Raw genomic sequence first — 22,018 nt, forward strand, 5'->3', positions numbered from 1 at the left:
CGACGTGGCGGACACGTTCGTGGTTGCGTCGTGCGCTGCGACGTTTGGCATCTTCGACACCAGCGCGCTCGCGCGGCTCGAGGCCGCGGGGTGCACGGTGCGCGTCAACCCGTACGGCCGACCGCTCACCAGCGACGAGATCGTCGACTACGCCCATGACTGCGACGCCATCGTCCTGGGCAACGACTACCTCGACGCCGCCACCATCGACCGCCTGCCCAACCTCAAGCTCATCGCCCGCCACGGCGCGGGCTTCGACGGCATCGACTTTGCCGAGGCCATGCGCCGAGGCATCACGATCACCAACACGCCCGGCGCAAACCGGGAGGAGACCGCGGACCTCACCTTCGCCCTCATCCTGGACCTGGCGCGCATGATCACCCAGACCGTCACGCAGCTCAAGTCCGGCGTGTGGAACAAGATCCCCGGCCGGAGCCTCTACGGCAAGACCATCGGGATCATCGGGGTGGGTGCGATCGGGATGTCCGTCGCCGCGCGCGCCATGGGCTTTGGGATGGACATCCTCGGCTACGACATCGTCCGCCGCGACGAGGCCTCCCACTACGGGCTGCTCTACACGAGCCTCGACGAGCTGCTCGAGAAGTCGGACGTGGTCACCATCCACGCCCCGCTGACCTCCGCTACGCGCAACCTCCTCGGCGCGCGCGAGTTCCGCCGCATGAAGGAGGGGGCGCTGCTCATCAACACGGCGCGCGCGGGCATCGTGCGCGAGTCCGCCCTCGAGCGCGCGCTGACCACGGGTCACCTGGGCGGCTACGCGGTGGACGTGTACGAGCACGAGCCGCCGACGCTGCCCAAGTTCTTCGAGCTGCCCAACGTCCTCACGACGCCGCACATCGGCTCGGCGACGCTCGAGGCAAACCGGCGCATGGGTGACGTCGTGGCGGACAACATCATCGCCTTCAAGGACGGCAAGGAGCCGCCCAACCGAGTGACGTACGCGGACCGCGTCCGCTTCTCGTAGCACGCGCCGCGCTCCGATAGGGGGACCCTGTGGTCAAGCTCGTCTTCGTTGACATGGACGGCACCTTCCTCGACTCGTCGAAGGCCGTCACGCCCGAGAACGCCGCCGCGCTCGACGCCGCGGCCGCCCTCGGGGTCCAGTTTGTCCCCTGCACCGGCCGCAACGTCGCCGGCCTGCCGCGAGAGCTCCTCGAGCACCCGTGCGTGCGCTATGCCGTCTGCGCCAACGGCGCCATCGTTGCCGAGGTCGCCGGCGGGCGCACCCTGCGCGAGGTCAGCATCGAGAAGGACCTGGTGCTCGAGCTCTACCGCCGCGTGCACGACCTCCCGATCACCTTTGACATCTTCGCGGACTCCACCGTCTACACCGAGCGCGCGCGTTTCTCGCTCATCGACGAGCTCGACCTCAGCGACGTCACCAAGGACTTCGTCCGCAGCGTGCGCACCGTCTACGACGGGAGCTTCGAGGACCAGCTCGCCCGCGTCGGGAACGTGTGCCGCCTGAACGTCTTCTACCGTCGCCCCGAGGACCGCGACGCGGTCTGCGCGCTGATCGACGACGTCCCCACGCTGCGGCACACCTCGTCGCTGCCGTGCAACATCGAGGTCACCGACAGCTCCGCTCACAAGGGCGCGGGCCTGCGCTGGCTCTGCGACCACCTGGGCGTCTCGCCCGCGGACTGCATCGCCTTCGGTGACGGTGACAACGACCGCACGATGCTCGAGGCCGCCGGAGACGGCGTGGCGATGGCCAACGCCTGCGCCGCCACGCTCGAGGTCGCCGACCACGTGACCGCCTCCTGCGACGAGTCGGGCGTGGGACGCTACCTGGCGCCGATCTTTTCGGCAATAGCGTCGGCTCGCTGAGGTGAGGCGATGCGCTACTTGCTCGTGGCGAGCGCGGAAACGGCGTTTCTGACCTCGTCTGCGCCGGCAGGGGAGTCGGTCGCAACGAACACCGTGTCGTGGCCTGCGACGGTGCCGAGCACATGGTTGAGCTGAGCCTCGTCGATGGCACGGGCGACGCTCTCAGCGGTCTCGGGCTGCGTGAGCACCACCACGAGGGTCTGTCCCGGGGCGCTTCTCGTCTCCACTACAAACTCCGAGAGCACGAGTTGCAGATTGAGGTCCTCCTCGAGGACATAGAACCCGCCCGCAAGCTTGCGGAGGTGCATTTCTGAGATGTCGCGCGAGACTGTGGCCTGCGTGCAGCTGAAGCCCAGCTCCCTGAGAGCGGCGACGAGCTCATTTTGCGTACGGATGGACTGCGCGCGGACGATGCCGCGAATCGCCTCCTGCCTGCCGTTGCTGCGCTTCATGCTCGCCTCCTGCCGCCTTCCTGTGACCAGCATACGCGAAACCGCCGCCAGACGCGGGGAGGGGCGCCCTCATACGCCGTCACGCGTCGACGGGGAAGTCGCCCCCGAGGCTGTTCACCACCTGCTCGCTCGTGTCGCGCAGCCAGGCGAGGGGGTCGTCGAGCTCCGCGAGCGTGGGGTGTGCTGCCGCGAGCTCGGGCGTGTAGTCGGAGAGGGCGTATACCGCGAACGACGTGCCGTCGGTATGGTTGACGAGCGGCACCCACGTGACGTTCTCGATGCTGATCCTTCCGTCCTTGCGTACGAAGTCGCAGCTCAGCATGCCCTCAAGCTCGTTTCTGGGTCCGGGGTAGGGATGGTTGCTCAGGAAGTTGCCGAGCGAGTATGCCACGAGGGTCTGGTTGCCTCCCTCACCCTCGACCCATGCGAGGGGGCCGATGACGTGCGGGTGTGACCCGAGGACTACGTCGACCCCGAGGTCGGCGAGGAACTGCGCGTAGTCGAGCTGCGTCTCATCCGCCTCCATGAGGTTCTCGGTTCCCCAGTGCATTGCGACAAGAACCACGTCGGCCACCTCGTGGGCCCGCGCCACGTCCGCCTCGATGCGGTCCTTGTGCATGTAGTTCACGGCATGGCCGGGGAGGTCCTCCTCGTCGTAGCCGTTGACGCCGTATGTGTAGTCGAGAAGGGCGAACGTGATGCCGTTCTTCTCGATGGTCGCGATCTGGGATGCCTCCTGCTCGTTCGTGGCGGTGCCGACGAAGACGACTGGCTTGGAGTTCCACACCTTGCGCGAGTGCTCGTTCGCCCCGAAGTAACCCCAGTCGTAGGCGTGGTTGCTCGCTGACCCCACGAGGTCGAATCCGGTCTCCACGATCGCGTCGGCCATGGCGTCGGTCGTGTTGAACGAGGGATATCCCGCCGGGCCCAGGTCGTCCCCGCCAAGGTGCGTCTCCTGCTTGACGTATGCGAGGTCGGCGGACTCGATGTAGTCCCTCACGGGCTCGTAGATGGGAGCGTAGTCATAGAGGCCGTCTCCCGGCTCTCCCGCGAGGGCGTCGGCGTAACGGGCGATCTCTGTCTCGGGGAGGTTGTCCCCGACGGCGACGAAGCTGACGGTCGCCTCCTCGGGCGGCGCCTCGGAGACGGTGACGTCGGGCTCGCGCGGTTCCCCTGACGTCATGACGTGCGCCGCAACTACGCACGCGACTGCGAGTGCCACTGCGCATCCCGCGATAAGAAGCGTCGAGGGACGGCTGCGGCCAGCTTGCGATGTGGGGGCGGGCTTCGGAGGGGCAGTGCGAGTGGGCGCCTGTGCCGGCTCTATGCGCGTTCCCCGCTTGTGCGGGCGCGGGGTCTGGCGGCGTCGCGAGGGCATGCGCGTCCTCCTTTCCGGGGCGCTCTCGGCTGCGGTCGTGCCTCGCCGGCGCTCATGAGCACCGGCCTGATTGACAGATTATGCACAGTGGGACAGCTGCATCTTGGAGAACGCGTTCGAGCGTCGGCCTGGAACCGGTGGGCGGCCAGTGCTCATGAGTGCGACCGGGGCGGAGGGGCTGGCATCGCTCCGTAGGGATTCTCGTCTCCGACCCTCCGGGTACGTACACGCCCCCTCCGGGTACGTACCAAGTTCATGAAATGATGTTCTTCTCGCTACTTCCTCTACCTGCTGATTCTTTCTGAGGGGCAACGTCTTTGGACGCCGATGCGTGTACGTATCCGGAAGGGGCGTGTACGTATCCGGAGGAGGCGTGTACGTACCCGGAGGGGCGGGGATCTGTCGCCATTGCCAGGACGCGTGCGCTAGACTAGCAGGCGAGAAAAACGCGACCCCGGAGGTGCCCATGTCAGACGTGCTCGAGCGGTTCCTGCGTTATGTCCAGGTGGACTCCCAGTCCGACCCGTCCAACATGGACGTCACCCCCTCCACGCCGCGCCAGCACGACATGGCGCGCGTCCTGGCGGACGACCTCAGGGCGATTGGCTGCGTGGACGTGACGGCCGACGAGCACGCCTACGTCACGGGCACCCTGCCCGCCTCCGCGGGCGCCGAGGCGGCGCCGGCCCTCATGCTCTGCGCGCACGTGGACTCCTCGCCGGACGCCCCCGCCGCGGGCGTCAAGCCGCACGTCGTGCGCTACGAGGGCGGCCCCCTGGTGGCCGGCGTCGTGGACGGCGAGCCGGTCCAGACCACGACCGAGCAGGTTCCCGACCTCGCGCACCTCAAGGGCCAGGACATCGTCTGCTCGGACGGCACCACGCTCCTCTCGGCGGACGACAAGGCGGGCGTCGCGGAGATCATGGCGCTTCTCGCCCGTCTGGCGGAAAACCCCGAGCTCCCGCATCCCGCCATCAAGGCGGCCTTCGTGCCGGACGAGGAGATCGGCCATGGCGCCGAGCTGCTCGACCTCGAGGCTCTTGGCGCCCGCTGGGGCTACACCGTCGACGGCGAGGCCCTCGGCGAGCTCAACTTCGAGTGCTTCTCCGCGAGCGAGGCCACGGTCCGCGTGCGCGGCGTGATGGTCCACCCGGGCAGCGCCAAGAACGTCATGGTGAACGCCATCACCGTGGCGGCCGAGTACCAGCGGATGATCCCGGCGGCGGAGCGCCCCGAGCACACGGAGGGCCGTGAGGGCTACTACCACCCCACGGACATCGAGGGCAGCGCCTCGGAGGTCACGCTCACCTACATCCTGCGCGACTTCGACGCCGAGGACTTCGCGCGGCGCGAGAAGACCATGCATGACGTGGCGGACTTCCTCAACGCCCGCTACGGCGAGGGCACCGTCACCGTGAGCATTCGCGAGCAGTATCGCAACATGGCCGAGAAGTTCGGCCCCGAGGACCGCTGCCTCGTGGACTATGCCCTCGAGGCCAACCGCGAGGTCGGGATCGAGCCCGTCCTGGTGCCCGCGCGCGGCGGCACCGACGGCGCCCAGCTCACCTTCCGCGGGCTGCCCTGCCCCAACATTGCGACGGGCGGCTACAACGCGCACTCGGTGCGGGAGTTCATCCCCGTGAGCAGCCTCGAGCTGACGGTCGACCTGCTCGAGCGACTCGTCGCCAAGTTCGCCGCGCCCGCCGGGGCGGGGGAGTAGCGGGATGTGGCTCAACCTCCTCGTGGCGGTTGCCGTGGCGGTGCCGCTCGCCTCGATCGCGCTCATGCGGCTCGGCAGCGTGCGCATCACGGAGCGCCACCACAGCCGGCATGACACCTACGTCGTCCCCGTCGCGTTCACGCGCTCGCTCGTGCTCATGATGGCGTTCATGGGGGCGATGGGGCTCTTCCTGGGCTGGCTCTGCAGCTCGGTCTTCGTTGCCGACCCGCCCGAGGTCCTCGCGTTCTTTGACGCCTTCATCGTGACGGCCTTCATCCTGTGGCTTGTCCTCACCCGCTACAAGGTCTCGACCTTCGAGGGGCACATGGTCGTCACCCCCTTCGTGGGGCGCGACGTCGTGGTCCGCTATGACCAGATCGAGCGCATGGAGTGGGCGGGGTTCCGCAAGGCCTCCGGCTATCGCGACCTTGACGTCTGGGTCGGCGGCTCCCGCGTCGTGCGGCTGAGCGCGCTCGTCGACCTCGAGCAGATCCTCATGAGCATCGACCGCTTCGACGCGCTCCCGAGCGCTACCTAGGAGGTATCGCGTGATCAAGCTCGTCCTCTCCGACATGGACAACACCCTCGTCCCCTTTGGCGCGCGCACCGCGAGCCCGCGCACCATCGAGGCCATCCACGACGTGCTCGACGCCGGCGTTCGCTTTGGCCCGGCCACCGGGCGCGACTACGTCGAGCTCATGCGCTTCTTCAGCATGGACGAGTCGTGCTTCATGTCCGGCATCTTCTCCAACGGCAAGCGCGTCCGCGTGGACGGGGAGTACGTCCGCACCGTGACCTTCGACCACGACGTCCTCGTGCGCATCGACGAGGTCCTGCGGCCCGAGGAGGGCATGTTCCTCATCTGCTACCCCGCCGAGACCAACCTGCTCAATCCCGCCTATGGCGTGGGCACCACCTCCGAGGAGCTCGCCGTCTTCGAGGGAATGACGAGCTTCAACGGCGGCGTGGTCGACGAGGTGCCCGACGAGCCCTTCGTGGCCGCCACCATCGCGTGCAAGGGCGGGCCCGAGCGCATGGACCGCTGCCGCGCGCTCGTCGCCGATGCGGTGCCGGAGGTCGACATCGTCTCGCCCATCCCGCAGTGGTTCGACGTGCTGCCCAAGGGCGTCTCCAAGGCCGACGGCCTCGAGGTTCTTCTCGATGCCCTGGGCATCACGTCCGACGAGGTCGCCGTCTTCGGCGACGCCGAGAACGACCTTGCCATCCTGAGCAAGGTGCGCCACTCCGTCGCCGTGGCAAACGCCACCGACGAGGTGCTGCGCTGCGCCAACTATCGCGTGGGGGCGAGCGCCGACGAGGGCGTCGCCGACGCGCTCTTCGAGGTCGCCCGCGCCGCCCGCGCCGGCGAGATGCCCGCGTTTCTCTCATGACAAAGGCGACAGGGTCATCTGTCAGGCTTTCAGGAAGGGGTCACATGATCAAGCTCATCGCGTCCGACATGGACGGAACCCTGCTCGACGACGACTCGAAGGTCCCCGAGGAGACCTACGAGCTCATCTCGGCGCTCGCCGAGAAGGGCGTGCGCTTTGTGGCGAGCTCCGGCCGCCGCTATGACACGCTGCGCTGGCTCTTCGAGCCCGTGGCGGACAAGATGGACTACGTGGCGTCGCTCGGCACCCAGGTCTATGCCGACGGACGCCTGCTCGACCGCGAGGTCTTCTCGACGCTCTCGGTGATGCGCCTCTTTGAGACCACGCAGCTCTTCGACTGCCTGCACCTCGCGCTCTACGACGCCACCCACACCTACCTGCTCAACGACCAGAGCTCCTACATCCGCGAGCTGGACAAGGACCTTCCCAACGCCGAGCGCCTCTTCGACCCGCCCTCGCCCGACGTGAGCATCATCAAGGCTGCCCTGTGCTGCGAGTACCCCGACCAGCTCATGGACATGGCCTACGTGCTGGAGCGCGAGCTCTCCGAGTTCTTCACGTTCCTTCCGAGCGGCTCGCGCTGGATCGACGTGGTCCCGCGTCACGTGAACAAGGCCACGGGCCTCGAGCAGGTCATGCGCTACTGGGGCATCGGGCCCGACGAGGTGGTGGCCTTCGGCGACTCCATGAACGACTACGCGATGCTGCGCTACGTGGGGCACCCCTACGTCATGGAGAACGCCCGCTACGCCGTGCGCCAGATCGGCCAGCGCGTCATCGGTCGCAACTCCGACCACGCCGTCCAGCGCGTCATGCGCGAGATTCTGGAGGGGCTGTAGGGCGTGGCTCGCGTGCTGTCGAGAAGGACGCTGCTCGGGTCGGCCGCGCTCGGCGCCGCGTGCGCGGCGGCGGGGCTGGCCGGGTGCTCTGACGGTGACGACGGGGCCGCGAGCGCGGACCCTGCCGCGACCAGCCCCCTCGCGGGCAAGCTCGGCGGCAAGCTCGTGCTCAGGACCTCGTGCTCGGAGACGCTCGTCAACGCGGTGGTCCCCGCCTTCATGGAGGAGACGGGCGTTGCGGTGCGGATCGTGTCCTGCCCGGACGCGGAGCTGCTCTCCTGGTATGGGGACGGCGCCGCGGAGAGCGCCGGAGACCCCACCGAGCCCGCGCCCGACGTGGTGTGGGGTGCCGACCCGAGCTGGTATGCCGGGTCGGAGGGCCGCCTCGAGGAATACATCTCGGGCGAGAACGGCTCCATGCGGGAGGGCTGCCGGAGCGTCGGCGGCCGCATCACGCCCGTGACGCGCGACGTCGCCGTGATGGCGGTGGGGGAGAGCGCCGCGGAGGGTCCCGAGGTCACGGGCTATGAGACGCTGCTCGACGAGCGTGTGCTCGGCTCTGTTGCGATGGAGGACCCGTCCACGAGCGCGCGGGGGCTCGCGCACCTGGCGGGGATCGTCTCGGGCCTCTCGACTCGAGGGGCGGACGCGCCGTGGGAGTACGTGAGGGAGCTTCTGGCCGGCGGGGCGCTCGTGTCGGCGAAAGACGTGCTCGACGCGCCGGGGCGAGAAGAACGTGCCGTCGCGCTCACGTCCGAGCAGCGCCTGATGCAGGCCCACCTCCTCGAGCCGCCCGCGCCCGAGTCGGTCTATCCCGTTGAGGGGGCCTGCGTGACATGCGGCTGCACCGCCATTGTGTCGGGGTGCGCGAATCTCCGGCAGGCGCGCGCATGGGTTGACTTTGTGACGGGGAGGGCGTGCCAGGAGCGCCTCGCCGCCGAGGCGCTTGCCCGGCCCGCACGCTCTGACGTGGCAGAGCCGGAGGGCCTGCCCGACGCCGATGACCCGATCGTCCCGGATCGCGCGGGCCTGCTCGTCACATGGTCGCGCGTTCTCGATGGGACGTGGGAGCCGAGCGAGGTCGCGCCAGAGGACGCCGCGAACGCACAATAGGCTTCCGCTCGGATGCGCGGAGATCGGCGCCGTGTGCGTCCGGGAGCGCACGTAAAAACATCTTAAACAAAGTGATATCGATTCCATAGTGGTCTTACAAAAGTAAGACCAGATGACAACTGTTAGAGTTGTTACTACCAGTCAATGTGCAGCTCAGGGGGTGTAAAAAGGGGGAATTGGCAACAATCTGGTATCTTTACCTGCGTAAATGAGTAATTACCGTTTAGCGAGAAAAACCTACCACTCAAAGCGTTCTTCACATTTCCGCGATAACTATGAGGAGAACGTGTATCATGGCTATCGTGACCCAACACGGCCTCATCTCGGCAAATAAGTTTGGTCTTTAATATCGTCGATCGCAAGGAGCGCGATGCATACCTTCGAGGTGGACAAGGAGTTCCTGCTGGACGGCGAGCCGTTCCGGATCCTCTCGGGCTCCATCCACTACTTCCGCGTGAACCCGGAGGACTGGCACCACTCGCTCTACAACCTCAAGGCAATGGGGTTCAACACCGTCGAGACGTACGTCCCGTGGAACCTCCACGAGCCGCACCCAGGCGAGTTCGACTTTGCCGGCGGCCTCTCCCTTGCGCGCTTCCTGGACGAGGCGGCCAAGCTCGGCCTCTGGGCGATCGTGCGCCCGTCGCCCTTCATCTGCGCCGAGTGGGAGTGGGGCGGCCTCCCGGCCTGGCTGCTGGCGGACCGCTCGATGCGCCCGCGCTCGCGCGACCCCAGGTTCCTCGCGCGCGTCGCCTCCTACTACGACGCCCTGATGCCGATCCTCGTCGACCGCCAGGTCACCCACGGCGGCAACGTCATCATGATGCAGGTGGAGAACGAGTACGGCTCCTACTGCGAGGACAAGGAGTACCTGCGCGCCATCCGCGACCTCATGCTCGAGCGCGGCGTCGACGTGCCCCTGTGCACCTCCGACGGCCCGTGGCGCGGGTGCCTGCGCGCCGGCACGCTGATCGACGACGACGTCCTCGTGACCGGCAACTTTGGCTCCCGCGCCGGCGAGAACTTTGCCAACCTCAAGGCCTTCCACGAGGAGCACGGCAAGAACTGGCCGCTCATGTGCATGGAGTTCTGGGACGGCTGGTTCAACCGCTGGGGCGAGAACGTCATCACGCGCGACGCCCAGGACCTGGCGGACTCCGTGCGCGAGCTGCTGGAGCTCGGCGGCTCCATCAACCTGTACATGTTCCACGGCGGCACCAACTTCGGCTTCATGAACGGTTGCTCCGCCCGCCACACCCATGACCTTCACCAGGTCACCTCCTACGACTACGACGCCCCCCTCGACGAGGAGGGCAACCCCACGGAGAAGTGGTACAGGCTGCGCGACATGGTGCGCGAGCTCTTCCCGGACAACTGGACCGCCGACCCGCTGATCAAGTCCGCGGTTGACGTCCCGGCCGAGAAGGTCGAGCTCTCCGGGCGCACCGGCCTCTTCGAGAACCTCGGCGCCCTTGACGCCGAGCCGGTGAGCTCGCTCTACCCGCAGACGATGGAGGACATGGGACAGTCCTACGGCTACGTCCTCTACCGCACGCAGATCGAGCGCGACACGCTCGAGCCCGAGCGCATCCGCGTGGTGGACGGCCGCGACCGTGCCCAGGTCTTCGTCAACGAGAAGCTCGTTGCCACCCAGTACCAGGAGCACATCGGCGAGGATATCCGCTACGCCCTTCCCGAGGAGCAGAACCAGCTCGACGTCCTCGTGGAGAACATGGGCCGCGTGAACTACGGCCACAAGTTCCTTAGCGACACGCAGCGCAAGGGCATCCGCACCGGCGTGTGCGTGGACCTTCACTTCGTCCTCAACTGGGAGGCCTACCGCCTCAGCCTCGAGGACGTCTCCGGGATTGACTACGACGCCGGCTGGGCCGAGGGGACGCCGTCCTTCTCGCGCTTTGAGTTCACGCTCGACGAGCCGGCAGACACGTTCGTGGACACTACGGGCTTCGGCAAGGGCGTGGCGTTTGTCAACGGGGTCAACATCGGGCGCTACTGGGAGATCGGTCCCATCATGACGCTCTACGTCCCCCATGACATTACGCGCGCCGGCGTTAACGAGCTCGTGTTGTTTGAGACCGAGGGAACCGTGGGCGACTCCATCTCCCTACGCTCGCAGCCCCTCATCAACCACCTCGAGAAAGAAGGAGTTGAGTAGCATGATCGTTGGAGCACGTGTTGACTTCCGCCTCATCCACGGCCAGGTCGGCAACCTCTGGGCCAACGCCCGCCAGGTCAGCCGCTTCATGGTCGTCGATGACCAGGTGGCCGAGGACGCCGTCCAGAAGCAGGTCCTGCGCATGGCCACCCCCGCCACCTGCAAGCTCTCGGTGCTTCCCGTCGAGAAGGCCGCGGCCAACATCCTCGCCGGCAAGTACGACGCCCAGCGTCTGTTCATCGTCGTCAAGAAGCCCGAGGTCTATCTCAAGCTCGCCAAGGCCGGCGTGAAGTTCGACGAGATCATCCTCGGCAACATCACCTCGATGAACATCGTCAAGACCTACAACCGCAACATCAACTGCGGCCAGGACGACGTCGACGCCCTCAACGAGCTCGCCGCCATGGGCATCCCCATGGTCATCCAGCTCACCCCGCAGAACAGCCCGGAGCCCTTCAAGCCCTAGGCATTAGGCGCTACGCGGTGAGGGGAGATGCACCGCAGCCATATAGCGTGATCCGTACGTTTGATTCGAGTTGTTAGAAGGAGGAAAAGAACCATGATTCAGTGGTGGCAGATTCTTCTGCTTACGCTCTATGCGGGCTTCCAGATCATGGACGAGCTGCACTGGTACTCCAGCGCCGGCTCCGCCGTGTTCTCCGGCTTCATCACGGGCCTCATCATGGGCGACATGGCAACTGGTCTTTTCATCGGTGGTAGCATGCAGCTCACCATCCTCGGCGTCGGCACCTTCGGTGGCGCCTCCCGCATCGACGCCAACTCCGGCACCCTCATCGCAACGGCCTTCGCCGTCAGCGCTGGCATGGACCCGGAGCAGGCCCTCGCCGCCCTCGGCGTGCCCGTGGCCGCCATCCTCGTCTACACCGATATCCTCGGTCGTATGGCCAACACCTTCTGGGGTCACGCCTGCGACGCCGACATCGAGAAGATGAACTGGAACTCCTACAACATCCACTACTGGATGGGCGCTGTCTCCTGGTGCCTCTCCCGCATGATCCCGGTCTTCCTGGCCCTCGCCTTCGGCCAGCCGCTGGTTGAGGCCATCACCACCGCCCTCAACGGCGACCTCGCCTGGCTCGGCACCGGCCTCACCGTCGCCGGTGGCATGCTGCCGGCCGTCGGCTTCGCCATCCTGCTTCGCTACCTGCCGGTCAAGAAGCACATCGCCTACCTGATCCTCGGCTTCGTGATCGCCGCCCTTCTCGGCACCGCCTTCACGAGCATCGCGACCGTTGGCGGCGACGCCGCTACCATCGCTGGTGCCCTCAACGGCCTGCTGCCCGAGGACGCCGCGGTTGCCGTCGGCGGTGGCTACAAGAACCTGTCGATGCTGACCGTTGCTCTCATCGGCTTCGCTCTTGCCTACATCTACTACCAGCAGCACCAGAACGCGCCCGTCGCGGCTGTCTCTGCTGGTGCGGAGGGAGATGACGACGATGAGCTCTAATGTCGGACAGACCACTGGCTACAAGATCACCAAGGCTGACCTTCGCCAGATCAACATCCGCAACCTCGTCGGCTTCCAGGCTGGCTGGAACTACGAGCGTATGCAGCACTCCGGTTACCTGTGGATCATCCTTCCGCAGCTCCGCAAGATCTATGGGGACAACACCGAGGCCCTGAAGACCGCCTGCCGCACCCAGTGCTCGCCGTTCTTCAACACCTCCAACTTCCTCAACACGATCATCACGGGCATCGACCTCGCCATCGAGGAGACCGAGGGCCTCGACGGCCTCGAGACCGTCGCCTCGCTGAAGACCGGCCTCATGGGCCCGCTCGCCTCCATCGGCGACTCCATCTTCGGCTCGCTGCTCCCGACGATCTTCGGCGCCCTGGCCGCCAACATGGCCATGGCCGGCAACCCGCTGGGCATCTTCATCTGGATTGCCTCCTGCATCGTGGTCGACTGGTTCCGCTGCAAGCAGACCTACATCGCCTACGATCAGGGCATGAAGCTCGTCACCACCATGTCCGACAAGCTCAACGCCATCACTGACGCCGCCACGGTCATGGGCGTCTTCATGGTCGGCGCGCTGATCTCCACCAACGTGGGCATCGTCCTCACGATCAACCCCAACATCGGTGGCGTTCCCCTGGACGTTCAGGACATCCTGAACAACATCTGCCCCAAGCTCGTCCCCGCCGCGCTCGTCGGCTTCGTGTACTGGCTGCTCGGCCGCAAGGGCATGACCTCCACCAAGGCGATCTTCATCGTCCTGGTGCTCGGCGTTGTCCTCGGTGCCCTCAACCTCGTCGCGAAGGGCTAAGGCACCTTCTGGCCTCGTGGCGCCCGGTCGCTCCGGGCGTCACGGGCCGCACTGCTTCGTTCGAGCGGGCGCGCATCTCACGGCTCGGGACCACCCGGTTCTTCGCCCTATCTCCCGAGATGCGCGCCCGTTCCACCTAGAAAGGCTTTTTCGTCGTGGAACCGGGCGTTATCGCATTTCTCGTACTCGTCGTCGTGTACTTTCTCGCCTCTGAGGGCTTCCGCCACTACTACGAGGCAAAGTACCAGGGGTTCTTTGAGACGGGACACTACAAGGAGGCCATCGGGGCCCTCGACAGGATTCCCGCCCGCGTGACGCTGACCACCTACCGTCAGTACTACCTTCGCTTCCTGTGCTACCAGGCCATGGACGACGAGGAGATGGCCACGCGCATGATCGAGCTTCTCGTCCGCATGAGAAACTCCGCCAAGCGCCAGGCCCAGACCCTCGCCGTCGCGTTCAACTACTTCACCCAGCTGGGCAACAAGGAGCGCTGCAAGGAGCTTCTCGCCCAGCTCAAGACCTGCAAGGCGGCCGACAAGGCCGTCATCCAGGACTGCCAGCTCACCTACGACATCGTCTTTGGCAAGCGCTACGACTACATCGAGCAGATGGAGAAGATGCTTCCGGGCGCCGCCCCCGAGCTCAAGGGGAAGCTCTGCTTCCTTCTGTGGAAGCAGTACGCCAGCAAGGGCGACAAGACCCATGCGAAGCGCTACAAGCGGCAGTTTGAAGAACTTACGAATTTGAGCACGACCCAGCGTCATCAGTAAAACGGGCGCTGGTCACGATACACTAGCGGAACACTGGTTATAAACCAGTTTACATTGGGTCCTCGGCATGACCGAGGAACGTAGGGAAAGGGAGCTGTCATGATTGGTTTCATCCTCACCGGCCACGGCCACTTCTCGAACGGCCTCAAGAGCGCGCTTGACATGATCGCGGGCCCGCAGCAGGCCTTCGAGATCGTCCCCTTCGAGGAGGGGGAGGCCGGCGCGTACGCCGACAAGCTTCACGACGCCATCAAGGCCATGCGTGACCAGACCGACGGCGTGCTCGTCTTCTGCGACCTCATGGGCGGCACCCCGTTCAACCAGTCGATGATCGCCACGAGCAAGATCGACAACGTCTCCGTCGTGGCCGGCACCAACCTGCCCATGCTCATCGACATCGTCATGTCCCGCACCGAGACCTCCACGATCGACGAGCTCGTCTCCGAGGCCGTCGAGGTGGGCAAGGAGGGCGTCTGCCACATGGCGCTCGACCTCTCCGATGACGAGGACGACGAGTAGGGGTGACCTCGCGCCGCGCCCCGGGCTCCCGGGGCGCGGCAGATCGTGACGAACGGGAACGCAGATGACGTCGAGACCAAAGAAGCAGCCGCTCTACGACCAGCTGGTCGACATCCTCACGGAGAAGATCGACCAGGAGTTCCGCCCGGGTGACATCCTGCCGTCCGAGCGCGTTCTCTCGGAGCGCTACGGGCTCTCGCGCACCACGGTTCGTCTCGCCCTGAGCGAGCTCGAGCGACTCGGCCTCGTCGTGCGCCAGCACGGCAGGGGGACCTTCGTGGCCGACCGCTCCACGCAGGCCACGAACCTCATGCAGTCCTACAGCTTCACCGAGCACATGCGCTCGCTCGGCCGCGTTCCCGAGACCACCATCCTCGAGTTCTCCGAGACTGACGCCGACAAGAACCTCGCGGAGCGCATGGGCGTCCGCCTGGGGGAGCGCCTGTTCAAGCTCAAGCGGCTGCGCTCCGCCGACGCCACGCCCATGATGGTCGAGCTCTCGTACCTGCCCCTACGCAAGTTCATGACGCTCAAGCGCGCCCTTCTCGACAGCATGCCGCTCTACGAGATTATCGAGAACGTCTATCACGAGAAGATCCGCGTTGCCGAGGAGGAGTTCTTCGCGAGCGTGGCGCGTCCCGCCGACGCTCACCTGCTCGACATCTCGGAGGGCGCGCCCGTGCTCGACCTCGTGCGCACGACCTACAACACGAGCAACGAGGTCATCGAGTACACGCTCTCCGTCGCGCGAGCGGATCAGTTCAAGTACAAGGTCTACCACCAGCGCCTTCCCTAGCGTGCAACCGTGCAAAAGTGACAGGCACTTTTGCACGCCCAGCGCCTTCCCTAACCCGACGGGAGAAAAGACCCCGCCAACCCGAAAGGAGCGATCAATGTTCGAGAAGAGCAAGGAGGAGCTTGTCGCCCTCGGCGCGGACATCACCACGGCCGAGATTGCGCAGCAGCCCGAGCTGTGGAGGGACACGCTCGAGATCTACAAGGCCAACCTCGACGCCATCACCGCGTTTCTCGCCGACGCCCGCGCCATGGGCGAGGGCCGTCTGTCCGTCGTCTTCACCGGTGCCGGCACCTCCGACTACGTGGGCGACACCGTGGCACCGTACCTGCGCCACGCCGGCGACGTCTCGCTCTACGACTTCAAGCCCGTCGCCACCACGGACATCGTCTCCGCGCCGCGCGACTTCCTGAACCCGGACGAGCCCACGCTGCTCGTCTCCTTCGCGCGCTCCGGCAACAGCCCCGAGTCCCTGGCTGCCGTCGAGATCGCCGGCAAGTTCGTGAAGAACGTCCGCTTCCTCAACATCACCTGCGCCCCCGAGGGCAAGCTCGCCGTCGAGTCCGCCGATGACCCGCGTGCCCTCACGCTGCTCATCCCGCGCGCCAACGACAAGGGCTTCGCCATGACCGGCTCCTACAGCTGCATGACGCTGCTCTCCACCCTCATCTTCGACTCCGCCTCCCTCGACGAGAAGGCCGCGTGGGTCGAGCAGATCGCCAAGATGGGCGAGGAGGTCGTCTCCCGCGAGGACGAGGTTGCCGCCTTCCTGGCCGGCGACTTCAACCGCGTGACCTACCTCGGCTCCGGCTCCTTCGTGGGCCTTGCCCAGGAGAGCCAGCTCAAGATCCTCGAGCTCGCCCATGGCCTCGTGGCCACCTCCTGGGACAGCTCCATGGGCTACCGTCACGGGCCCAAGTCCTTCGTGGACGACAAGACCCTGGTCTTCGTCTACATGAACAACGACGAGTACACCCGCCAGTACGACCTCGACATCCTGAACGAGATCGGCGGCGACAAGATCGCGCAGAAGACCATCGCCGTCCAGCAGGACTGCGGCCCGGTCTTCGAGGGCGAGTCCTTCACCTTCGCCGGCTACGACGCGCTGCCCGAGGGCTACCTCGCGCTCCCGTTCATCATGGTCGCGCAGACGGTCTCCCTGCTCAACTCCGTGCGCGTGGGCAACACGCCCGACACCCCGTCTCCGACGGGCACCGTCAACCGCGTCGTCAAGGGCGTCACCATCCACCCCTTCGAGGCGTAGCGTGCAAAGGGGACAGTCACTTTTCCACGCTTTGACAGAGGCGAGAGGGTAAATTGTCACTAACGGGCGCCCGCCTGCATGACCGTGCGGGCGGGCGCCGCCGCATAGAACCCAGATCGTGAGGAGAAGAACCATGGGCACGTTTGCTATCAAGGCTGACCGCTTCGTACTTCCCGGCGCCACCATGCAGGGCGGCTACCTCACCATCGAGGACGGCGTGTTCGGCATGTGGTCCGCCGACGAGCCGGACTGCGAGATTCGCGACCTCACGGGCTGCATCGTGGGCCCGGGCCTCGTGGACACGCACATCCACGGCTTCTACAACCACGCCACCACCGACCGCAGCGCCGAGGGCATCAACGCCTCGAGCGTGGAGCTCGCGCGTCGCGGCACCACCTGCTGGCTGCCCACCACCTTCACCGAGTCCGTCGAGCAGGTCGCGGACTCCTGCGCCGCCATCGCCGAGGCCGACGAGGGCCGCTCCGACGACTTCGTGGGCGCGCGCATCGGCGGCATCTACCTCGAGGGCCCGTTCTTCACCGAGGCCCACGTGGGCGCCCAGAACCCGGTCTACCTGATCGACCCGAGCGTCGAGACCTTTGACATGTGGCAGGAGAAGGCCGGCGGCCGCATCGTCAAGAGCGCGCTTGCCGCCGAGAAGAACGGCGCGTGCGCGTACTGCGCCGCCCTCGACGAGCGCGACGTGGTCACCTCCATCGGCCACTCCGACGCCCACTACGACGAGGTCCTCGCCGCCGTCAACGCCGGCGCAAGCTGCTTCGTCCACACCTACAACGGCCAGCGCGGCCTGCACCACCGCGATCCGGGCGTCGTTGGCGCGGCCATGACCACCAACGGCACCTACGCGGAGATCATCTGCGACGGACGCCACGTCGTCCCCGGTGCCATCAAGGCGCTCGTCGAGGCCAAGGGCTGGGACCACACGGTCCTCATCACCGACTGCCTGGGCTGCGGCGGCATGCCCGAGGGCGAGTACATGTCCGGCGGCCTGCCCGTCGTGATGAAGGGCGGCCTGTGCTACCTGCTCAACGAGGACGGCACCACGGGCTCAATCGCCGGCTCCGTGCTCACGCTCGCCGAGGGCGTCAAGAACATGGTGGACTGGCAGATCGTGACCGCCGAGCAGGCCATCCGCATGGCCACCGAGGTCGCCGCCCGCTCCGCCCACATCGAGGAGCGCTTCGGCTTCATCAAGCCCGGTCGCGACGCCGACCTCACGGTCTTCAACGCGGACATGACGCTCGCCACCACCTTCGTGGGCGGCATCGAGGTCAAGTAGCCCGCGTCACTGGCGTCAGGTTTATTTGGCACGTCGCGGGTCCTTCTCGCCCCCGTCTGACGGGCGAGAAGGACCCGCGTCTGGTTATCTCTCCGCATGGTTCATTGCCGCTGTCTGATAATTTCCCGTAACAAAAAGCTCGATGTGAGCCCCCGCGCGACAAGGTGTCACGACTGGTGTGAGAGTATTGATATGGATGTGAAGCGCCCTGCTCCTGTGGAGGTCAGCCATGCCGAAGTATCGCTTTGTCAGCCTTGAGCGCAAAGTGTTCCCGGATGACTGTTTTCCCGACGAAGTGAGAATTGGCGAGTCCCTAGATGGTAGCCGAGGCGGTCTGGCGTTGACGCGACCGCTCGGTCGTCCGGATGGCCTTTCGAGAAATGCCGTCGTAAAGATTCTCAGCACTTCGGCAGAGAATGTGGAGTCGGACGAAGTCCTGCGCTCCTTCAGTCTGCCACGCGCATGGCACGGCCTGCACCAGGAATATGCCACGCTGGCGGAACTCAATGGGCTTGGCGGGCATGCCCCGCGTGCATACGCGTACGGAGCCGTTGTCTGGGAGGATGGTCCAAGCGAGAAGGCTCTGCCCGCCTTTGTCATGGAGGACATGCGTGAGAAGCCCTCTTGCCCGCTTGACGAGGTGCTGCAGGAGCGCGGTGGCGGATTTGCGCCCTCTGTGGCCGCGTCTTTTGGCGCGCAGCTGCTCGATATTATCCTCAGGCAAGAGAAGTGCGGCGTCACTCATGCCGATCTGTCGTCCCGAAACGTGTTTGTGCATGTCGCTGACGGTCCGGGCGGGAGCAGAATTGAAGGTGTCTACGTTATCGACTACGGCCAGGCAAAATACTCCAGTGCTGGAGTTACGCCTTCGTTCGAGGGCACACGTGCCGTTCCGAGGCTTGCCACCATCGGCTTTGGAGCACCAGAAATATTCCCGTTCCCTTGGGCAGAGTACGAGGGCACGGATGCGAGTGCCGAAGAGCTCGAGCGTTGTTACGGCATGAGAAACCAGGGGACGGTCGACATCTGGTCGCTTGGTGCGCTCCTATTCTACCTGCGAACGGGCAAGTCCCCCTCGGTGGACGTGGGGTGGGACGATGTGGTCAAGTCCTATCGTGTCGGGGGGAAAGAGGTGTCCCGCGATTGCGCTCACGGAAGGATTGTCTTCGAGAAGCGCAAGGGGCTTTCGCTTCCGGAAGGCGCATACTCCGACCCTCTGGACCGTAGGCTCGACCAGGTTATCCGGCTCTGTACCGACCCTGATCCCATGCGTCGCTGGCAGTCAGTTACCGGCATACGCGAGATGCTTCTTGCATTGTGTCCGAGCGTCTCCCCTAACGAGGAGACGGCACGAATGGAAGCTGCGGCGGTGGGTTCCGCCAGCACGCCCGTTCCCATTGACGCTCAGGATATCGTTGCCGTCATATGCAAGCTGTATTGTAAGGGCATTCCGTACTCAAAGAGTTCCGCTGACCTTGTGCTCTTCCTCAGGGGTGAGCCCGACCTTGAGGAGCTGGTCACGATTGACGGCGTCGAGTATGGGCTGAGGCGGGTCGACGAGTTCGTTATGTCCAACCGTGGATGGAACATTTGGCAGGGGGTTACGAACTGTCCCTGGCGGGGCGTCGAATTTGCTCTTTTCAAGGATCGTGTGTCTCCAAGGAACCTTGCGGGGTGGTTCGCCGGGTGCTCCCGTCTGCGAAAGATTCTGAAGATTAACAATCTGGACACCTCGAAGGCTATCAGCATGCGCGGCCTGTTCTACGGTTGCTCATCGCTTGGGGCATTGAGTGTGTATCGGTTCGAGACCTCCCTCGTTGAGGACATGTCGCTCATGTTCTATGGGTGTGAGAGGCTATCGGAACTCAACGTCTCTCGCTTTGATACGTCGCGAGTAGGTGATGTGGCCGGCATGTTCGGCGGCTGTCATTCACTGAAGAGAATCGTTGGCTTTCCTGATGCGTTTCATGGCAACGAGAAGATCAGCCTGAGGGGCATCGGTCGCGACTGCCCCGCCGTGGCCGGGCGCCAGTAGGGGTTGTGGCGAGGTTGCGCAACGTCTCGGAGCGCCTAGAGGACAATGGGCGCAAGGAAAGGGGTGGCGGATGGAAGACGTAGGGAGCGGTCGCGCGGTTTCTGAGGAAAAACGTCTGGCTCAGGGTGACTTCTACGAGATATCCGATGTGCTTCTTGAGCCTGACGAGGGCGACTGGGCAAATGAGCCCGTCGGCATCGCAAAGATGCCAGGCGAAGGGGACGCGCCTGAGGGCATTGAGAGGCTCGTGCTCTCCCTTGCCGGGGCAAGCGACCAGGGCGGTCGTCTCTGCAACGAGGACAGCTTCATGACGCACGGGGAAGTTGGGGTCATTAGTGACGGCATCGGTGGCGCGCCGTACGGAGACCTGTTCTCGCGACTCTGCTGCCAGGCATTTCTTGATGACTGGAAGGAGGCGGTCGCGGCGGCTTCGAGGCGTGGGAGCAAGAGAGATGGCGAGTCTCTGATGCGTTCGACGTTTGGGAGCGTTGACCGATTCGTGAGCCGTGCGTCACGCTATCTGGGAAAGGGGTCCGGGGCGACGCTGATCTCTGCCGCTCGGTGGGGGGATGGGCTCCTCATCGGCAGCGTTGGTGACACCGCGGCCTTCTGCCTTGGTAGAGACGGACGGCTCGTTAGGATCATGGCCGATGATGGCCGCGCTGAGGGCGGGGGCAATGCCCTTAGGGAGGCCATGGGCTATCGGCTTATCGAACATGATGCGAATCGCGTGCAGATTGCCCTGCTGCCCCTGTCCGCCTCTCAGCGTGTCCTGCTCTGCTCGGATGGCGTATGGACGCAGCTGCCCGAGAATCGCGTTGCAGAGATTCTCTCCGAGTCAGATGACCCCTACACAGCGGCGTTTCGCCTGGTTCACGAGGCGGCTGCGGCATGTGGCCCGAGCAGCGACAACGCTACGGCGATTGTCATCCATACTGGGACGCCCTCGCGGGATGAAACGACGCCATGGTTTCCATCCTGACCATTCCTCAGCAATCATCTCACCTCACACCATACGTCCATGAAGGGAGTTCGCTATGAAAAAGCGCCAGGCCGGGGTCGGCGACATGATGTCCTCCATCGAGAGGAAGAGCGAGCGGTTCATTACCTCCTTTGCTGACCTTGATCCCGTTACGGCGGTTGCCAAATGGATTGCAAACATCACGGGCGAGGGCGTCGGTATTTCCCCTCAGCCTGAGAGGCTGCTTAAGGAAATGCTCCGAAAGGCGCGCATTGGGCTGATCGATTGGGGCAACGGAAAATTCCAGTGCCCCGATGTCTATGACGTCCTAGTCTCCCAGGAGGCGTGGGATGCCTACTACGGACTCAACACGAGCATGATTTGCCGCGGGCTTGAGCAGCTCCACGCCGAGAAGGTCGCCGAGGAGCTGAGGTGCCCGGTTGACGTGATGGTGAGAATCGAGCTCGACCATCGTCTCGATCCTGGTGAGTTCGAGGTAAAGCCGTCGTACCGGAGGGGCGAGGACGCGGGACGGGATGCCGCCGCACAGAGAGGCTCCCAGAATGTTGGCAGACGCGAAAGCCGGAACGGGGTCGAAGACGGCAGCGCCGTCACCGTTGTCATGAGCGAGCGCCACCGTGCACCTGTCTATGGTGCTGATAGGACGGTTGTGCAGGGCGTCGCTCCGACCGATGTCGTCGATTCGGCTGGCGTGGGGGACACCCCCGTCAGGGATGTGGCTTCCATGGAGTGGGATGACCGAGGCGACGAACACACGCCCTCGCTGGCCATGCCAGAAGCGACGGTCTCCTACTGCGAGGTAGCCTTCCCGATAGAAGACGGGGCCACCATTGGCGTGGTGCGTGAGGGGGATACCCCCCAGTCGACAATAGCGCTCTCGTATAGCGAGGATCTGCACTTTGTCTCGAGAAAGCACGGGATGTTCAGTCGTGATGGTGCCTCCGGCACCTGGACTTACCGCCAGGATGGGTCCAACGGCAGCGTCCTCAAGCGGGATAAGGAGACGATTGAGCTGTCCCAAGGCGATGTGACGACGCTTGAGGATGGCGACGAGCTGTTCATGGCACGTGCGAAACGACCCGTGATCTTCATGGATGGAAGTGCTCAATAGCACGGGAACTATGGAGGGGAGCGTCCGATC

General features: G+C 65.1%; 21 protein-coding genes. 19 read left to right on the forward strand and 2 right to left on the reverse strand.

The annotated features are described in order from the left end of the window. Positions 1-4: 4 nt before the first annotated feature. Both E0L17_RS03610 and E0L17_RS03615 read left to right on the forward strand, forming a co-directional pair. On the forward strand, positions 5-985 hold the full coding sequence (locus E0L17_RS03610; RefSeq protein WP_353652942.1) for a phosphoglycerate dehydrogenase: 981 nt from the start codon (positions 5-7) through the stop codon (positions 983-985). A gap of 29 nt (positions 986-1,014) precedes the next feature. Further along, entirely contained in the window at positions 1,015-1,851 is an 837-nt protein-coding gene (locus E0L17_RS03615) for a Cof-type HAD-IIB family hydrolase (protein ID WP_167929889.1), read from the forward strand. Positions 1,852-1,865: 14 nt separating this feature from the next. On the opposite strand, the gene E0L17_RS03620 is transcribed toward E0L17_RS03615, so the two are convergent. Next, positions 1,866-2,303 carry an arginine repressor gene (locus tag E0L17_RS03620; RefSeq protein ID WP_167929890.1) on the reverse strand — a complete coding sequence of 146 codons (438 nt, stop codon included), beginning with the start codon at positions 2,301-2,303 and terminating at the stop codon, positions 1,866-1,868. Positions 2,304-2,382: 79 nt separating this feature from the next. Beyond that, entirely contained in the window at positions 2,383-3,486 is a 1,104-nt protein-coding gene (locus E0L17_RS03625; RefSeq protein WP_167929891.1) for a CapA family protein, read from the reverse strand. A 661-nt stretch (positions 3,487-4,147) separates the two neighbouring features. On the opposite strand from E0L17_RS03625, the gene pepT reads away from it, so the two are divergent. The 17 genes from pepT (at position 4,148) to E0L17_RS03710 (ending at position 21,988) form a co-directional block, all read left to right on the forward strand. Further along, positions 4,148-5,401, forward strand: coding sequence for a peptidase T (pepT, locus tag E0L17_RS03630; protein ID WP_167929892.1), 1,254 nt, complete (start codon positions 4,148-4,150; stop codon positions 5,399-5,401). Between the two features lie 4 nt (positions 5,402-5,405). Then, positions 5,406-5,939, forward strand: a complete 534-nt coding sequence (locus tag E0L17_RS03635) for a hypothetical protein (RefSeq protein WP_167929893.1) — start codon at positions 5,406-5,408, stop codon at positions 5,937-5,939. 10 nt (positions 5,940-5,949) lie between these two features. Beyond that, positions 5,950-6,792, forward strand: coding sequence for an HAD family hydrolase (locus E0L17_RS03640; protein WP_167929894.1), 843 nt, complete (start codon positions 5,950-5,952; stop codon positions 6,790-6,792). Between the two features lie 44 nt (positions 6,793-6,836). Beyond that, positions 6,837-7,631 (forward strand): HAD family hydrolase, encoded by a 795-nt coding sequence (locus E0L17_RS03645; RefSeq protein WP_167929895.1) that lies wholly within the window; start codon positions 6,837-6,839, stop codon positions 7,629-7,631. Between the two features lie 3 nt (positions 7,632-7,634). Then, complete coding sequence (locus tag E0L17_RS03650) at positions 7,635-8,744, forward strand: ABC transporter substrate-binding protein (RefSeq protein ID WP_167929896.1); 1,110 nt, start codon at positions 7,635-7,637, stop codon at positions 8,742-8,744. A 370-nt stretch (positions 8,745-9,114) separates the two neighbouring features. Then, on the forward strand, positions 9,115-10,920 hold the full coding sequence (locus E0L17_RS03655; protein WP_167929897.1) for a glycoside hydrolase family 35 protein: 1,806 nt from the start codon (positions 9,115-9,117) through the stop codon (positions 10,918-10,920). Position 10,921: 1 nt separating this feature from the next. Continuing rightward, a complete protein-coding gene (locus E0L17_RS03660; protein WP_167929898.1) occupies positions 10,922-11,386 on the forward strand; it encodes a PTS sugar transporter subunit IIB in 465 nt (154 codons plus the stop codon). 93 nt (positions 11,387-11,479) lie between these two features. Then, positions 11,480-12,388, forward strand: a complete 909-nt coding sequence (locus tag E0L17_RS03665; protein ID WP_167929899.1) for a PTS mannose/fructose/sorbose/N-acetylgalactosamine transporter subunit IIC — start codon at positions 11,480-11,482, stop codon at positions 12,386-12,388. Next, on the forward strand, positions 12,369-13,208 hold the full coding sequence (locus E0L17_RS03670) for a PTS system mannose/fructose/sorbose family transporter subunit IID (protein WP_167929900.1): 840 nt from the start codon (positions 12,369-12,371) through the stop codon (positions 13,206-13,208). Before E0L17_RS03665 ends, E0L17_RS03670 begins: the two co-directional genes overlap by 20 nt. A 155-nt stretch (positions 13,209-13,363) precedes the next feature. Next, complete coding sequence (locus E0L17_RS03675; protein WP_167929901.1) at positions 13,364-13,981, forward strand: hypothetical protein; 618 nt, start codon at positions 13,364-13,366, stop codon at positions 13,979-13,981. A gap of 99 nt (positions 13,982-14,080) precedes the next feature. Beyond that, positions 14,081-14,500: a PTS sugar transporter subunit IIA gene (locus E0L17_RS03680; protein WP_167929902.1), complete on the forward strand. Its 420-nt coding sequence runs from the start codon at positions 14,081-14,083 to the stop codon at positions 14,498-14,500. 64 nt (positions 14,501-14,564) lie between these two features. Further along, positions 14,565-15,296 (forward strand): GntR family transcriptional regulator, encoded by a 732-nt coding sequence (locus E0L17_RS03685; RefSeq protein ID WP_167929903.1) that lies wholly within the window; start codon positions 14,565-14,567, stop codon positions 15,294-15,296. Between the two features lie 97 nt (positions 15,297-15,393). Then, on the forward strand, positions 15,394-16,560 hold the full coding sequence (locus E0L17_RS03690; protein ID WP_167929904.1) for an AgaS family sugar isomerase: 1,167 nt from the start codon (positions 15,394-15,396) through the stop codon (positions 16,558-16,560). A gap of 133 nt (positions 16,561-16,693) precedes the next feature. Then, positions 16,694-17,860 (forward strand): N-acetylglucosamine-6-phosphate deacetylase, encoded by a 1,167-nt coding sequence (gene nagA, locus E0L17_RS03695; RefSeq protein ID WP_167929905.1) that lies wholly within the window; start codon positions 16,694-16,696, stop codon positions 17,858-17,860. Between the two features lie 229 nt (positions 17,861-18,089). Beyond that, the gene (locus E0L17_RS03700; RefSeq protein WP_167929906.1) at positions 18,090-19,895 is read left to right on the forward strand and encodes a BspA family leucine-rich repeat surface protein; all 1,806 of its coding nucleotides are present in this window, start codon (positions 18,090-18,092) and stop codon (positions 19,893-19,895) included. A gap of 70 nt (positions 19,896-19,965) precedes the next feature. Continuing rightward, positions 19,966-20,877 carry a PP2C family protein-serine/threonine phosphatase gene (locus E0L17_RS03705; RefSeq protein ID WP_167929907.1) on the forward strand — a complete coding sequence of 304 codons (912 nt, stop codon included), beginning with the start codon at positions 19,966-19,968 and terminating at the stop codon, positions 20,875-20,877. A 55-nt stretch (positions 20,878-20,932) separates the two neighbouring features. Then, positions 20,933-21,988, forward strand: a complete 1,056-nt coding sequence (locus tag E0L17_RS03710; RefSeq protein ID WP_167929908.1) for an FhaA domain-containing protein — start codon at positions 20,933-20,935, stop codon at positions 21,986-21,988. Positions 21,989-22,018: the final 30 nt, after the last annotated feature.

Origin of the sequence: Olsenella sp. SW781 (assembly GCF_012027725.1) — a bacterium.
Taxonomy (GTDB): Bacteria; Actinomycetota; Coriobacteriia; order Coriobacteriales; family Atopobiaceae; genus Thermophilibacter.